The following is a 15,991-nucleotide window of genomic DNA, read 5'->3' on the forward strand; positions in this document are numbered from 1 at the left end:
GGTTATTCTGTTCGTAAGCTTTTGACGGGATTCACTACGGCCGCCTTTATACTTTGGTAACTAACGGTTACTATGGCAACTCCAATGGCCAATAATGCGGACAGGGCAAATATCCACCATGGTATCTCTATTCGGTACGAGAAGTCCTGAAGCCATCGGTCCATGGCATACCACCCCAAGGGCAATGCAATAACTATGGCTAGTCCGACCAATTTTAAAAAGTCCGCGGACAACCGGTAGACAATCTGTCCGACACCCGCGCCCAAAACTTTTCTCACTCCGATTTCCTTCACCCGTTTTTGGGCATTGAAAGCGGCAAGCCCAAGCAGGCCCAAGCAGGCTATTATGATGGACAGCAGGGTAAAAACCATGAAGATCTGCCCCAATCGCTGCTCCGCTTCATAACTATTGTTGAAGGAATCGTCCATAAAATAATGTTCAAAGGGCTGTGTAGGTGCCATCTCCCTCCATATATTCTCCACTGCTGCCACGGTTCTTGTCACATCTCCTCCTTCGAGCTTGATGGCCAAATTATCCGCATTTCCGCCGCCATTGAAAAGAGCCAGGGCCCCTACCTCTTCCTTAAGTGTCTCAAAATGAAAATTCTTGACCACTCCGACTACGGTCGACAAAGACCCGTTCTCAAAGTCATTGACAAATTGGGTTCCAATAACACTTTCAGGAGTTTTTCCCAAAACGGCCACAGCTTTTTCATTTAATATGACCGCAGATGAATCGGTCGGGAATTTTGTCACATCAAAGTCCCTTCCATAAACAAGGGAAAGGTTGATTGTGGAGATATAATCATCGTCAACATTCCATTGCTGCATATTGATGGATCTTTCTTGGCTCCTATCCTCTGCCAGCATATAGGTTCCGCTGCTGCGGGATGATGGCGTGGGCAAATAGCTGCTCAGCGTGGCATTGTTCACTTGGCCAATGCGAAGCACGGCATCTTTGAAAGCCTGTTTTTTTCCTTCGAGGGAACTTACCCCACTAATGACCAGTACTTGGTTTTTTCCATACCCAAGGTCCTTGCCCTGTATAAAGCGAAGCTGCTGAAATACCGTCAGGGTCCCCATAATCAGAAATACGGATATGCTAAATTGAAAAATGACCAATGCATTTCTTACCCTACCGCCTCCAATGGAGTTGTCCCCTTGACCTTTCAGTACTTTTGCAGCAACAAAACGCGACATGAAGAATGCGGGGTAACTTCCAGAGAACAGACCAAGGACCAATGCTGCTACGATCAAAATCAACCAAAAAACAGGATTGGCATAGGGTATGGACAATTCTTTCCCGGAAAGGTCATTGTACAGTGGCATTACAAGGGCCGCGATCAACAAGGCAAAAATCAATGAGCCCACGGCGATCAGTCCGGATTCGGTCAAAAACTGGCCGATTAATCCACTACGCTGGGATCCCAATGTTTTTCGGATACCCACTTCTTTTGACCGTTTAAGGGAATGAGCCGTGGACAGGTTCATGAAATTCACGCTAGCCAATACCAAAAGTATCAAAGCGATTGCCCCAAGGATGTACACATTCTTGATATCGCTGACAGTGCTGAACTCCGGGCTTCTTTTGGAGTATAAATGAATATCCTTTAAGGGAATGGTGGAATAGTTAATGTAATTCCCCGACTCCAAAAATTGTTGTTCGGTGATACCGGGAAAGAATTTTTGTGCATAAGGAATAACATACCTCCCGACCATGGCCTGCATTTGGTCCTGAATGTCTTCGCCAGAAACACCGGGGGTTAACTTTACGAACGTATAGTAGTTGTGACTGCCCCATTCTGCCTGTAGAGCATCTTCATAACCGGACATGGCCAAAAAAATGGGTTTGTCCTTAAATATCGAGTTCTTTGGTAGGTCTTCCAATACCCCTGAGACCGTATAAACATCCTCATCATTGATTATCAGTGTTTTTCCGACTGCTTGACCAATAGGAAAATGTTTTTCTGCAGCAGTACGTGTCATAACCAATGTATTGGGCTCCACTAATGCCGTATGTCTATCCCCGTACAAAAGATTGATTCCGAACATATCAAAAAACGTAGAGTCGGCATACGAAACATGGGACTCCCTAACGTTATCCATTTCATCTTGTGGTCGAATAAATACGCTCCCAATATTTCTGAACCTTGTGGCCATTTCAACTTGTGGGATGTCGTTTACCATTGCCCGGGCCATGGGTGCGGATATCTCCGAAACATTTTCTTCGGCGCCCCCAAATTTCGTGTCGGCATTAATACGATAAATGCGTTCCGCATCCGTGAACATGTTATCGTGGTTAAGATCGTCCCAAATGTAAAGGCCGAGCAAAAGCCCACCAGCCATTCCTATTGCTAATCCAAATATGTTAAGGAAGGTGAAGAATGGCTGCTTTTTTAGGCTTCTCCATGCTATTTTGATGTTGTTTTTGAACATGATTCTCGTTTTTTGATTGATTTATTCCGTTCTGAGGCTCTTTATTGGATTTGCACTGGCCGCTCTAATGGCATGGTAACCAATCGTTAATATGGCGGCCGACAAAGTTCCTAATGCGGCCAAAACGAATATCCACCATGACATGGGAGCCCTATAAGCAAAGTTTTCCAACCATTTATCCATAAACCAGTATGCAAATGGTGAGGCTAAGCAAATGGCAAAAAGCACCAGTTTTAAGAAATCCTTGGATAATAATGTGGTTACGTTTTCTACCGAAGCGCCCAATACTTTTCTAATCCCGATTTCTTTTCTTCGTTGCAATGCCGTGAAAGTGGCCAAGCCGAAAAGTCCCATTACAGCAATCAACATGGCAAAGCCCGTAAAGACTCCAAAAATCTTTGCCAAACGGTCTTCTGCTTTATACTGTGAGTCAAAAACATCGTCGAGAAAATAATATTCGAATGGCTGCTCGTTGTCATATTTCTGATATTTGGCCTTTAGTCCATCCAACATTGTTGGAATATTGGTTTTTGGTCCAACCTTGGCATAGAGCACCCCCCCTTTTTCAAGCCATTTGTAAGAAGGGTCATTTTTTATAAACAGGCATAACGCGCCTATCTTGTGGTGCAACGAAGAGTAATTAAAATCTTTCAAAACACCTTTGATTTCATACTGACCATTAATTTTTTGATGAACTGGGTCTTCTTCTAGGTTTAATCTGGCAACAGCTGCTTGATTGATTATCACGGCAGATTTATCCCCCATTTTTATAATAGAGTCTGTAGGAGGAATTGCCCAAGAAAGGCCCATCATTGAAACAAAGTCTTTGTTTATGGTAAGCGTTGGCAAAAAAATCATCTCATCGCTATTATCGCTTTGGGCGCTCATCATGTTATGGCCTTTGTAAAGTGGTAGAATTCCAGAGCTGGTTTCCACTATTTCCGGAAGTGAACTGACTTCCTCCTGAAATGCACCAAAGTGTTTGCCGAGCTTTTCGGAAAATGGAAGCATTACAATATTTTCCCTATTTACGCCTGTATCGGCATGCCTGAAATAATCCAGCTGCCTATCCATTACAAATGCACAAATAATAAGAGCTACCGATATACCGAACTGGAAAACAGTGAAAAACTTTCTTAGCACTATTCCTCCTTGCTGCTTGCTCAATTTTCCCTGTAGTACCACAATGGGCTTAAACGATGAAAGTAAAATGGCTGGATATGCCGCTGCCAAAAAAATGGTTAGTAACAAAAGCAGTAAAAGTGATAGCAACATTTCGGGACTAAAGATGAAAGCTTTGTCCACTTTGACTCCAAGAAGTTCAAAGAATTTGGGTTGTAGTGTAAGACATAAAAAATAGCCCAAAACGAACGATATGATCGTGTAAAGCGCGGATTCGAAATAGAATTGTTGTGCAATGGCCTTTCTAGGGGCTCCCATTACTTTTCTCACTCCGACCTCCTTTGAACGTGTTGTAGAGCGGGCAGTGGATAGACTTGCATAGTTTACAAGTGCCAGTATCAAAATCAAAAGTGCTACCAGTGGAAATATTCTGATGTATTTGTTTTTGGCCCAATCCTCACCTAAATGTAGACTCTGCAGTGGCTTCAACAGGTATTTTTTTTGGACATCATCACTTGCGTTCTTTCCAAAGGAATTTAGCAGGCCTACCTCGACCATTTTAGGGTCGGCCGATTCATCCAACAGGAAAAGTGTGGTGAAGTTCAAGTGCCCTTGTTCAATATCCTCCTTATATTTTTCCATTCCCAACATACTGGAAATGGGCAGGATAAAATCAAAGTCTATGCTTGAATTCGAAGGTGGGTCGGCTGAGACCCCTGTAACCGTAAATATCTCATCACCAAAAAGCTGTAGTGGTCTTCCAATAGGATCGCTGTCTGCAAAATACTTTGTGGCAGTCCTTTCGGAAATAACAATACTGTTGGGGTTGATCAAGGCCTCACCGCTGTTTCCTTTTATCAGATTAAAACTGAAGAACTCAAAAAAGTTTGGATCTGCGAACAAAATGTTATCCTCGGAAAACTTTAACGAAGGGTTCTCTGTATTTGTAACCATAACATTTTCGGAAACCTTTTGATATCTTAGGTATTCTTGGATTCCTGCTACACTTCCTTTACCTTCCGGGGCATCGGAATAATCCAAATACGGTATATAGATGGGGTCCTTACCAAAGGTTATCTTAGTTTCCGCTTGATAAATGTTACTGGCATCGTCATGAAACTTATCATAGCTCAGCTCATGTCCCACATAAAGGACTATCAGCATACAGGCGGCAAGTCCCATGGATAGGCCGACAATGTTTATTGTTGAATAAACCTTGCTCCTAACAAGCCCTCTCCAAGCTATTTTTAGATAGTTCTTGATCATGATCCTGTTCTTATTCCGTTCTCAAACTCTTGACCGGGTTGGATTTTGCTGCCCGTATGGCCTGAAAACTTACCGTGAGCACCGTTACCGCGAGGGCTCCGAGCATGGCCAGGGCAAAAATCCACCATTTCAAAATCACTCTATACGGATATTCTTGCAACCATCCGTTCATTACATAATAGGCAATGGGCACCGCGATAAAACAGGAGATAATAACCAGTTTTAAAAAGTCCTTGGACAACATGTTCCAAACATTAAATACCGATGCGCCCAGCACTTTTCGCACCCCTATCTCCTTGGTGCGCTGTTCTGCAACAAAAGAGGTGAGACCAAATAGTCCCAAACAGCTTATTAAAATGGCAAGTGCGGTGAAAATCCCTGATAGGGTGCCAATCCGTTCTTCAGATGCAAATTTTTCAGCATATTCCTCGTCCACAAAATCGTATTGAAAGGGAATGTTCGGGAAATGCTCTTTGAATACCCTCTCGATTACTGCAATGTTCTGGCTTGCACTCTGGGATGGATTCAATCTCATATTGTAATAGGAAGCATTGCCGTATTTATCAAAAACGTACATGCCTTGTTTCACTGGTTCGTACGGCGACTGTGCGATCATATCCTGAACCACGCCTATTATCTTTAAAGGTGGTGATGGGTCTTCCTCATCATCGTCCTTAATAAACTTTCCTATTGGATTCTTGAGCCCCATATATTTCACGGCCGTTTCATTGATCAGCACGGCATTGGAGTCCGAGGGGAACTCCCGTGAAAAATCCCTTCCCTCCACAATCTTTAAGTTGAGACTTTTGGCATATTCAGGGGACACTTCGGTCCATGCCAAATCTTCTTGGAAACCTTCTGGTTTGCCCTCCCAAACAAATCCGCTCCGGTTGGACCAAATGTTAGTGGTCGGGGCGCTGGATGTGGACATTTCCACAACCGCTCCTGAATTGATGAATTCATCCCGCATCAATTCAAACTTGCCCGTAAAATCCTGGCTCATCGTCGGAATCTGGACCAGACCCTCCTTATCGTACCCAATGGGTCTGTTTTTAGCATAATTGATCTGTTGCATTACTATCACGGTTCCGATGATGAACGCTACGGAAACCGTGAACTGGACTACAACCAAAATCTTTCTTGGTAAACCGGAATGCTTGCCTGCCTTGAAAGTTCCCTTTAAGACATCCACTGGTCTGAACGAGGATAAATAAAGAGCTGGATAGCTGCCCGCCAAAAGAGCTGTGACCGTTATAAAGACCAAAGAAACACCCCAAAATGCAAGGGAGCCCCAAGGGAAGGATATTTCTTTTCTTGCCAAATTATTGAACCCGTTCAAGGACGCCACAACGATCAATACAGCAATTGCAAAGGCAAATGATACCACCAAAAAGGACTCGCCCAAAAACTGGTTGATCAATTGGGAGCGCTGAGACCCAATGGATTTTCTGATCCCCACCTCCTTTGCCCTTTTCTCCGAACGGGCGGTACTGAGATTCATAAAATTGATACAGGCCAAAAGCAATACAAACCCTCCGATAATTCCGAACAGCCAAACATATTTGATTCTACCCCCTGCTTGCTTCCCGTTTTCGAAACTGCTGCGCAGGTGCCAATCCTCCATTGGAAATAGAAACAATTGGGCGTTGAATTCCCTGGAGTTTTCGTTTAGCTTCTGTTTTACCTCCAGAATTTTTGAGGTAACGGATTCCATGGTCGTATTGTCCGCGATCTGGACAAACATTTGAAACGAATTGTTCCCCCATTGATCTTCGGCATTTTTGATCCATTCGTTCACTGAGACATATTTATCCCATGGCATTATGAATTCGGTGTCATTAAAAGAGGCATTGAAAGGGAGGTCCTCGTAAACTGCCGTGACCATCATATCGTATTGGCTATTTACCTCGATTACCTTTCCAATCGGTTCCTCGTCACCAAAAAGTGCTTTGGCGGTGGACTCGTTCAACATTATGGAGTTGATTTCCCGAACACCGTCCCTTTCTCCCTTCAAAATTTTTATATCAAGAATTTCGGGAGCTTCCCGCTGCATAAAATTGCCTTCGCGAGAAATGCTTGTTTCCTTATATTTTAAATATTGGGAGGTGGTCCAAGAAGACATCACCAAATACTCAAAATTATCCATATAACCATCCCTAAAAGCTTTCTCCAATGGTCTCGGGATAGCGGGCCCGGTTCCGGTTTCACCATTGAACGTTTGGGATTGGAATATTTGGGCAATTTTGTCCTTATTGGTGTTGTAATCGTTATAGCTCAGCTCATCTTGCACCCACAGGCCGATAATGAGCGTTACCGCCATGCCCAACGCAAGACCTCCTACGTTGATTACGGTATAACCCTTGTTCTTTGCAAGGTTTCTCCAGGCGATTTTAATATAGTTTTTTAGCATGATTGATGGTATTTTTTGATTGATTTATTCATTGCGCAAACCTTTGGTAGGTTGTAAAAAGGCCGCTCCTATGGATTGATAGCTGATGGTCAGTACGGCAATGCACAGGGCGATGACCCCTGCCATTAAAAAAACTTCCCATCCAATACTGATTCTGTAAGCGAACCCTTCCAACCACCTGTTCATCAAATACCAACCGATAGGTGTGGCGATCGCAATTGAAATGATGATAAGTTTCAGAAAGTCGAAAGTGAGCAGTTTATAAATATTTTGGAAGGGCGCGCCGAGCACTCTACGAATGCTTATCTCCTTTCTTCGTTGCTCTACCATAAATGCTGATAGGGCAAACAGGCCCAGACAGGCCACAAGAATGGCAAATAGGGCAAAACTGTTGAATATTTTTCCCATTCGCTGTACATCTTCGTGCATTTGGGCAAATTCCTGCTCCAGAAAAGAATAGTTGAGTGCTTGATTAGGAACATTTCTGTTCCAAACTTGTTCAATGGCAGCGAGCGCATCGGTCGGGTTTCCTTTTTCAAGCTTTACCGAAACAGCTCCATTGTCCTTTCCGATGACCAATGACAATGCGGAGATATCCTCTTTCAAGGATTTAAAATGAAAATCCTCTATCACCCCTATAATCTCAAAAACTTGGCTGTTATTGTCCAATTTTTTACCGATTGGATCCTTTAGACCAAGCTCTGCGGCCATTTTGTTATTGATGACTATCGAATTGATGGAATCGTAGGCAAAGTCCTTTGAAAAAGTTCTGCCCTTATCCAATTGAATTCCCAAGGTTTCGGTATAGCCATAGTCAACCTTCCAAATCTGTGCAGCTACACCTCTTCCTCCATCATCCTGGCCATCGACCATAAAGGTGTTTCCATTTCGACTCCCTCCATCAATGGGCAAATAGTTGGTGGATGTCACGCTTTTCACCTGAGATAATGATGATAATTGTTGTTTAAATGATTCTATTTTGTTGTCAAGAATATGGGTGCCCTCCAGCACTACCACACGTTCCTTATCATATCCCAGTTCCTTACTCACGATATAGTCCATCTGACGGTAGATGATCAATGTGCCAATAATCAGGATCACCGAAGTTGTAAATTGAAAAATGACCAATCCACTACGCAGTCTGCCACTTTTGCTGCCCACGCTCAAAGAACCTTTAAGAACATTGGCCGGTTTAAAGGCCGATAGGTAAAACGCCGGATAAATTCCTGCCAAAACACCTACAAACAATGCAGCAACAAGCAATGCGGGCACAAACCACCAATCGCTCCATGGGAGTTCAATGTCTTTTGAAGCGATTTCATTAAAGAACGGTAGCAGTCCCCAAGCCAAAAACACACCTAGCACAAAAGAAATAACACTGAACATAACCGATTCGGTCAAAAATTGGTTGACCAAACTGTTCCTAAATGCCCCTATGGTCTTTCTTAAACCCACTTCTTTGGCCCTATTGGCTGATTTGGCCGTGGAAATATTGATAAAGTTGATAATGGCCAAGAGCAGTACAAAAATGGCTATGGCCGCAAAGAGCCATACAAACTTGACATCGCCATGCTTCAATCCATCCTGCATTTTTAGGTCCGATTTCAGGTAAATGTCTGTTACCGGTTGCAGTTTGTACTCAGCGGTTCGCAGCACATCTATAAAACTGGCCGAGCGGCCCCTTTCCATTTGCGCCGGAATAATGTATTTTTCAACAATGGATGACATTTTTTGTTCCAATTCCTGAATATCGGTGTTCGGATTGACCAACACATAGGTAAAATAGTTCTGATTCGTCCAGCTTCCATTGGTGTCCTCCACAGGAAGCATAAAATCAAAATCAAGATGTGAATTCTCCGGTATGTCTTCCATGATACCTGTGACGGTATAGGGATTTGATGTATCGTTGTCCAAGAACACAAGCTGTTCCAAAGCGTTGCCGCTGGGAAAATATTTATCCGCTTTGGATTTGGAAATCACGATACTTTTGGGGTTGGTCAACGCAGTTGTCGGGTCTCCCTGTTCCAGTTCGATTTCCAAAATCTCAAAAGCCTCCTGATCCGCAATGATGAAGTTCTCTTCAAAAGTGTTCTCCTGTGCCCCGTTTATCCTAAAACCTCGTTTGCCCGCACCAAAGATTTCAATGGTGTTCACTTTTCCTGCCTTGGTTATTTCAGCAAAATCAGATTGGAGTGCATCGGAAAAAGGCAATTGAAAGTGGGTGCTCTTCATTACCTCTCCTTGAATCTCTCCTTGGAACACCACTCGGTATATGTGGTCTTTGTTTTGGTAATGGGTATCATAACTGGATTCATTGCCGATGAAAAGGGTGATCAAAAGACAGGCCGCGATACCAACGGCAAACCCACCTATTTTTATAAATGTGAAGAGCTTGTCCTTCTTAATGCTTCTCCATGCGATATTTAAGTGGTTCTTGAACATGTGATTGATTTTTGATTGATGATTAAACTCCTTTTATATCATGGCTTTGAGAGGTTTATTTTGGCTTTCGGTCACTATTTGTCCATCAAATAGGTTTATGACCCTGTGTGCATAGTGTGAATCGTGGTCGGAGTGCGTTACCATAACAATGGTGGTCCCTTCTTGGTTGAGCTCTGTAAGCAACTTCATTACCTCGAGTCCGTTTTTGGAGTCCAAGTTACCAGTCGGCTCATCCGCCAAGATCAGTTTTGGATTGGTCACCACGGCACGGGCTATGGCCACCCTTTGCTGCTGCCCCCCTGAGAGTTGCTGGGGAAAGTGTTTTTCCCTGTGGGCTATCTTCATTCGCTCCAACACTTTTTGTACTTTTTCCCTGCGCTCGGCCTTGTTCATCTTAAGGTAAATCAAGGGCAGTTCCACGTTTTCAAAAACGGTAAGCTCGTCGATCAGGTTAAAGCTCTGGAAAACAAATCCCAGATTTCCTTTTCTGAGCTGGGTGCGCTGGCTTTCCTTTAATCCGCCCACTTCGTGCCCAGCAAAATTGTAGCTGCCCTCGGTGGGGTTGTCCAGCATGCCCACAATGTTCAACAAGGTAGATTTTCCACATCCCGATGGCCCCATGATCGCCACGAATTCCCCTTCTTCCACTTTAAGGTTCACCCCGTTCAAAGCCAAGGTCTCTACCTCCTCTGTTCGGAAACTTTTTTTAAGGTCTGTTATCTTTATCATTTTTAATGGTTGTTTTTTGTTTTTAAAGACTCTGTTCTTTTGATTGTTGTTACATTTTCACGGATTATTTCAATACGATCCGTTCTGCATCGCCAAAACTATCGTAGTTACTGGTAATGACCTGTTCTCCAGGCTGAAGCCCCTCAAGGACCTCATAATATCTTGAGTTTTGTTTGCCCAATCGCACATTACGTTTGATGGCCTCATTGCCATCGGGACCCACTACAAATACCCATTGGCCACCGGTGCTCTGGAAGAAGCCGCCCTTGGGCAACAATAGGGCATCGTTGGATTCGCCCAATTGCAAACGTATGTTGTAGCTCTGACCTGCTCTTATGGTTTCGGGTTTTTCGTCCACAAAAACCAAATCGACCCTAAACCTGCCGTTCCGTACTTCGGGGTACACCTTGCGCAAGCGCAGTTTGTACTCGTTTCCATTTCGCTCCAAAGAAGCGGAAAGATCTCTCTTTACACGGTCAATATAATGCTCATCGATATCCGCTTCGATTTTAAAATCGGTGAGCACATTGATTTGCCCTATACGCTGTCCTTGGGATATATTCTGGCCTATCTCTGCGTCCAAAAATCCCAATTGCCCATCGGCAGGGGCCCTTACGTTCAAATGATCTAATCGTTCGTATACCATGGAAAGGGTCTTTTGCATACGCTCCAGATCGGTATCCAATCCTTTGAGGGAGGTCTTACGGAGCTCATCATCCTGCTCGGTCTGCAGCTTCACGATTTCCAGCTGTTTTTCGGCCAGTTCATAATCTTCCTTGGACTTTAAGAACACTTCTTTGGATACAAGTTCTTCTTTATACAGTTCTTGGTTTTGCTCGTAGGCACGCTTTAACCGTTGTACATCATACTGTGCCGTTGCGAGAGATTTTCTTCCCTCCACCTGTCTTGAATCAAAAGTGAGCTTGGTGGAACGAAGATCGTTCTGTTTTAAGGCCAAGTTACTTTCACTTGCCAAAATCTGCTCATAGAGTCCCATGTTTTCCAACTTAAGGATGATGTCGCCTTTCTTGACCATGGAGCCTTCCTCGATCAACTTTTCGGAAACTCGGCCACCTTCGTAGGCATCCATATATATAGTGGCGATAGGGGCTACATTTCCGTTTATGGTGATATAATCGTCAAATTTGCCATCCGTCACCGTTGAAATGGACAAACGCTCCTTTTCGGTCCTAAAAGTGGACATGGAACTGGCAAAAATCAATTTATAGCCAACAAACAACAGCAAAATGCCCAAGGCGATATAGCCGTAATGCTTGAGTTTAAGTCCTTTCTTTTTTTCTAATTGTATATCCATGTTTCTTTTTAGTTGATATTAAAAATGGGCAATCCATTGTAAAAATCAATGGTGCTTTGGTTTACTTTCAATTTAAGGCCCACTTGTAAATTTTCGTTTTGCGCAACCCCGTAAAGATTTTTGGCCTGAAATAGCTCCAAGGCATTGATCAGTCCTTTTTCATATCTTTTTTGTGCAATGGTAAAGGCCAGTTGTTGGGCCTTTACTTTTTGATTGCTCTGTTCGTATTCTACGATCAATGCGCGATTGTCCTGAACCAATTGCTGCAAAAGTTTAAACAGTTCCTGTTCTTGTATCTCCAGGTTGTTCTTGGCCTGCATGTAGGCAATTTTTTGTTGTTTTACCTGCGAATGGTTGGACCACCCTTGTGTAATGGGTATGTTTAATTGTGCTCCCACAAATTTGGACTGGTTATCATTGAACTGGGTCTTAAAGGGAATCACGTTTCCGTTATCATCCACGTTGGTTTCAAAATAACTTGTTCTGTAACCTGCAAACAGCGACAAGGATGGGAAAAGTCCTCCCCTGGTGGCGTTCAATTGTTTTTTAGCTGCTGTTACTCGGTATTCCTGCGATTTGACCAAGGGTACAAAACCCCGGGCCGTTTGGTACAGGGAGTCCAATGGAACACTGTCCTCGAGTTCGGCCGTGCTGCTGGGCAGATCTTCCTGAATCTTGATGTCGGAAACATCGGTCAGGTTCATTTCTTGCAAAAGTGTAAGCTTCGCATTGGCCAGTTGGTTTCGATTTTGCGTCAATAAAAGCTTATCGCCCAAAAGGTTGGACTCTGCTTCGTACAAATCAGCACCGGCCATGATTCCCAGCTCTACCTGTTTTTCCACCAGATCGTAGTTCGCTTGCGAAATTTCCAATTGTTCCAAAGTGTTGGCGACCAACCCTTCGTAAAATTTAATGTCGTAAAAAGCGCTCATCACCCTAAACGCCAACAAGAACTTTTCCTGCAAAATATCCTCTTGGGTGGCTTTGTAGATAAATTTTGAGGCCCTGATCGTATTCAATTTTTGGAATCCACGGAACAGGTCCATATTGGCGTTGAGGGAATAGTTGTTGCTAAAGAATTCCGTGTTGATATAATCATTGGTGTTGGGGTCTTCCGCCCTACCATAACTTATGTTGTAATCTGTGGAACCGCTCACCGAGGGCAGCAGGTTTCTAATGGATTGCCTGTAGGTTTCCTTGCTGGAGTCGTTCTCATAGGAAGTGTTCTTTACCTGAAGGTTGTGTTCAATGGCATAGTCAACGCAATCTTCAAGTGTCCAAACCTCTTGGGAAAACCCGACGAAGGAAATCAGTAATAATAATGTTGTCAAGTATCTTTTTAGATTCATAGTATCGTCCTGTGCCAAATTGCGTCCCATTCTTATGCCAAAAACATAATATTTTGATTATCAGTTTTTTGTGATTTAAAAAGAATGCCCTTTCTAGACTAACTGTAAAAATTTTGTACAAAAATTGTCCAAATATTTTACAATGAGACCAAACGTATGGAAGCAATTATTAGCTTTAACCTACAATATGAACCGTGATGTAAGATGGTCGATGCCAAAATTTTAGTTGTTGACGACAATAAAAGTGTGTTGAGTGCGCTGGAAATTCTCTTGCAATTTGAGTACAAGAGCGTTCAAACACTTTTTAACCCCAACCAGATCACTTCTTTTCCAAATCTGGAAGATATTGATATTGTTCTTCTGGACATGAATTTTTCCGCTGGTGTGAACACGGGCAACGAAGGTTTGTTTTGGCTCAACGAGATCAAGAAAAGGTCGCCACATACCTCTGTAATAATGATGACGGCCTACGGCGCTGTGGATCTGGCCGTTAGGGCGCTGAAGCAGGGTGCTTCCGATTTTGTACTAAAGCCTTGGAACAATGAACGTTTGATGACTACCGTAAAGTCCGCCTATGAACTCAGAAAGTCCAAACAGGAAATACACAATCTCAAGAAAAAAGAAAACAACTTAAAACAGGTCATCAACGAGGGTCGAAATTTTATCATTGGTAAATCCAAGGCATTGACCTCGGTATTGAACCTTGTGGCAAAAGTGGCCAAAACAGAGGTCAATGTTTTGATCACGGGCGAAAACGGTACCGGCAAGGAGTTGATCGCTAGGGAAGTGCACCGATTGTCCACCCGAAAAGATGAGGTTTTTATTCCTGTGGACATGGGCTCCATAGCAGAAAATTTGTTCGAAAGCGAGCTTTTTGGGCACACCAAGGGCTCGTTCACCGATGCCAAGGAAGACAGGGCAGGTAAGTTCGAGGCTGCGCACCAGGGCAGTCTTTTCTTGGATGAAATAGGAAACCTTTCGCTCCAAATGCAGGCGAAGCTGTTATCCTCTATTCAGAACAAATCCGTGGTACGGGTAGGCTCCAACAAACCCATCAATGTTGATATTCGCTTAATCTGCGCAACGAACTGCAATTTGGAGCAAATGGTCGCGGACGGATTGTTCAGGGAAGATCTTTTATATCGGATCAATACAATTCATATCGAAGTGCCTCCTTTAAGGGAGCGTGATGATGATATTTTGGTCTTGGCAGATTTCTTCCTCAAAAAGTTCGCACATAAATATGATAAGTCCGGATTACGGATAAATCAATTGGCACAGGAAAAGCTCATGGAATATGCCTGGCCGGGCAATATAAGGGAGCTACAGCATACCATGGAAAGGGCGGTGATACTTTCGGACGGAAATGTATTGAAGCCCTCGGATTTTTTGCTGCACGCCAAACCCATGCAATCGATGGACAATGAGCCCATGACCCTAAACGAGATGGAACAGCAGATGATCTTAAGGGCACTGGAACAGAATGAGGGCAACTATAGCGCGGCGGCCGAACAATTGGGAATTTCCCGCCAGACCCTTTACAATAAATTGAAGAAAAAGAACGACTGATGGCGAGCAGGAATTTCTACATCCAGCTAATTTTTAGGGTAGCCCTTATTTCAGTTACCGCCATTGCCATGGGGTTTTCGCTGTCCTACAAATGGTATTTTAGTTTGGGGCTATGTGTGCTCGTTTTGGTATTCCAAGTATTTTCGCTCATAACCTTCATCAATAGCACCAATAGAAAAATTGCTTATTTCTTTGATGCCATCAAGAACGAGGATTTTACCCTTCGTTTTCCAGAGCGTGTCAATATCGAGTCCTTTAAAGAGCTCAACCGAAGCCTGAACCGTGTAAATGGCCTTATCCAAGAGGTACATATGCAACTTCAAATCAGGGAACAGTATTATCAGGAAATCCTAAAACAGGCCAGTATCGGTATCATGACCTTTAACGAAAAGGGCCATATACTTTTTGCCAACCCCACTTTGGAGCAATTGCTCGATTATACCCCGCTGAACCATATTAAACAATTGAAGCAGGTAGATGAACAGCTGTATCAGATTTTCAAGGATTTTAAGCCCTTTCAGCGTAAATTGTTCCAACTATCCAATGAAAGGGAACAAACCCAATTGGCATTAAAATCCACTCCGCTGAAGTTGGATGGCCAATCGTTGCTACTGGTCGTTGTGCAGGATATCCACAAAGAGCTCGATGAAAAAGAAACGGAGTCTTGGGTGCGACTTATCCGGGTACTTACCCACGAAATTATGAACACCATAACCCCGATTGCCTCGATATCGGATTCCATCATAAAATATTACCGGAAAGGGGGCAAGATCACTCCAATGGAGGAGCTGAATGAAAGTCAGATAAAAAACACCTTGAAAGGGCTGGAGGTAATCAAGGAGCAGGGCGGCGACCTTATGGATTTTGTGCAGTCGTACCGCAGTTTGCTCCACGTGCCGGACCCCAATAAAACCTTGGTGAAGGGAAAGGATCTCTTGGAAAAAATAGATGTGCTGATGTCGGCCAGGTTGGTCGATGGGGATTCAGAGTTCTCCACAATTTGTCACCCAGAGGAGTTGGAGTTTTATATTGATGAAAAACAAATTTCCCAAGTGTTGATCAATCTGGCCAAAAACGGGTTGCAATCTGTGGAATCCACCAAAGGGGGCGAAGTCCGTATCGTAGCGAGCGTTGATGAAAACGGCTCCAAATATATCGATGTGCGGGACAACGGACCGGGCATCCCGCCGGAGATGATGGACGAAATATTCGTTCCTTTTTTCACTACAAAAAGCGAGGGTACCGGAATTGGCCTTAGTCTATCCAAAAGGGTAATGCAACTTCACGGGGGGAGCATCCAAGTGCGTTCCGTTCCAAATTCGGAAACTGTTTTCCGACTTACCTTTGCTTGATC

At 43.6% G+C, this 15,991-nt stretch carries 9 protein-coding genes; 2 read left to right on the forward strand and 7 right to left on the reverse strand.

What is annotated here, in order from left to right; all coding sequences use genetic code 11:
* Positions 1–2: 2 nt before the first annotated feature.
* The 7 genes from SD449_RS12185 to SD449_RS12215 form a co-directional block, all read right to left on the reverse strand.
* The gene (locus tag SD449_RS12185) at positions 3–2,435 is read right to left on the reverse strand and encodes an ABC transporter permease (protein ID WP_318310928.1); all 2,433 of its coding nucleotides are present in this window, start codon (positions 2,433–2,435) and stop codon (positions 3–5) included.
* Between the two features lie 21 nt (positions 2,436–2,456).
* The gene (locus tag SD449_RS12190) at positions 2,457–4,823 is read right to left on the reverse strand and encodes an ABC transporter permease (RefSeq protein WP_318310929.1); all 2,367 of its coding nucleotides are present in this window, start codon (positions 4,821–4,823) and stop codon (positions 2,457–2,459) included.
* 10 nt (positions 4,824–4,833) lie between these two features.
* Positions 4,834–7,233, reverse strand: coding sequence for an ABC transporter permease (locus tag SD449_RS12195; RefSeq protein ID WP_318310930.1), 2,400 nt, complete (start codon positions 7,231–7,233; stop codon positions 4,834–4,836).
* A 24-nt stretch (positions 7,234–7,257) separates the two neighbouring features.
* A complete protein-coding gene (locus tag SD449_RS12200) occupies positions 7,258–9,675 on the reverse strand; it encodes an ABC transporter permease (RefSeq protein ID WP_318310932.1) in 2,418 nt (805 codons plus the stop codon).
* Between the two features lie 33 nt (positions 9,676–9,708).
* Positions 9,709–10,404, reverse strand: a complete 696-nt coding sequence (locus SD449_RS12205; RefSeq protein ID WP_318310934.1) for an ABC transporter ATP-binding protein — start codon at positions 10,402–10,404, stop codon at positions 9,709–9,711.
* 64 nt (positions 10,405–10,468) lie between these two features.
* Positions 10,469–11,719, reverse strand: coding sequence for an efflux RND transporter periplasmic adaptor subunit (locus tag SD449_RS12210; protein ID WP_318310935.1), 1,251 nt, complete (start codon positions 11,717–11,719; stop codon positions 10,469–10,471).
* Positions 11,720–11,727: 8 nt separating this feature from the next.
* Positions 11,728–13,098, reverse strand: coding sequence for a TolC family protein (locus SD449_RS12215; protein WP_318310936.1), 1,371 nt, complete (start codon positions 13,096–13,098; stop codon positions 11,728–11,730).
* Between the two features lie 174 nt (positions 13,099–13,272).
* Between SD449_RS12215 and SD449_RS12220 the strand changes: the two genes are divergently transcribed.
* Positions 13,273–14,637, forward strand: coding sequence for a sigma-54-dependent transcriptional regulator (locus tag SD449_RS12220; protein WP_318310937.1), 1,365 nt, complete (start codon positions 13,273–13,275; stop codon positions 14,635–14,637).
* Positions 14,637–15,989 carry a sensor histidine kinase gene (locus SD449_RS12225; protein ID WP_318310939.1) on the forward strand — a complete coding sequence of 451 codons (1,353 nt, stop codon included), beginning with the start codon at positions 14,637–14,639 and terminating at the stop codon, positions 15,987–15,989. The genes SD449_RS12220 and SD449_RS12225 overlap by 1 nt, the downstream gene beginning before the upstream one ends.
* The last annotated feature ends 2 nt before the right edge of the window (positions 15,990–15,991 follow it).

It is taken from the genome of Flagellimonas crocea (assembly GCF_033441595.1).
Lineage (GTDB): Bacteria > Bacteroidota > Bacteroidia > Flavobacteriales > Flavobacteriaceae > Flagellimonas > Flagellimonas crocea.

Bases quoted from the DNA above. Each gene is read 5' to 3' on its own strand.
- SD449_RS12185 (WP_318310928.1), bottom strand. From the start codon at position 2,435: ATGTTCAAAAACAACATCAAAATAGCATGGAGAAGCCTAAAAAAGCAG.
- SD449_RS12190 (WP_318310929.1), bottom strand. From the start codon at position 4,823: ATGATCAAGAACTATCTAAAAATAGCTTGGAGAGGGCTTGTTAGGAGC.
- SD449_RS12195 (WP_318310930.1), bottom strand. From the start codon at position 7,233: ATGCTAAAAAACTATATTAAAATCGCCTGGAGAAACCTTGCAAAGAAC.
- SD449_RS12200 (WP_318310932.1), bottom strand. From the start codon at position 9,675: ATGTTCAAGAACCACTTAAATATCGCATGGAGAAGCATTAAGAAGGAC.
- SD449_RS12205 (WP_318310934.1), bottom strand. From the start codon at position 10,404: ATGATAAAGATAACAGACCTTAAAAAAAGTTTCCGAACAGAGGAGGTA.
- SD449_RS12210 (WP_318310935.1), bottom strand. From the start codon at position 11,719: ATGGATATACAATTAGAAAAAAAGAAAGGACTTAAACTCAAGCATTAC.
- SD449_RS12215 (WP_318310936.1), bottom strand. From the start codon at position 13,098: ATGGGACGCAATTTGGCACAGGACGATACTATGAATCTAAAAAGATAC.
- SD449_RS12220 (WP_318310937.1), top strand. From the start codon at position 13,273: ATGGTCGATGCCAAAATTTTAGTTGTTGACGACAATAAAAGTGTGTTG.
- SD449_RS12225 (WP_318310939.1), top strand. From the start codon at position 14,637: ATGGCGAGCAGGAATTTCTACATCCAGCTAATTTTTAGGGTAGCCCTT.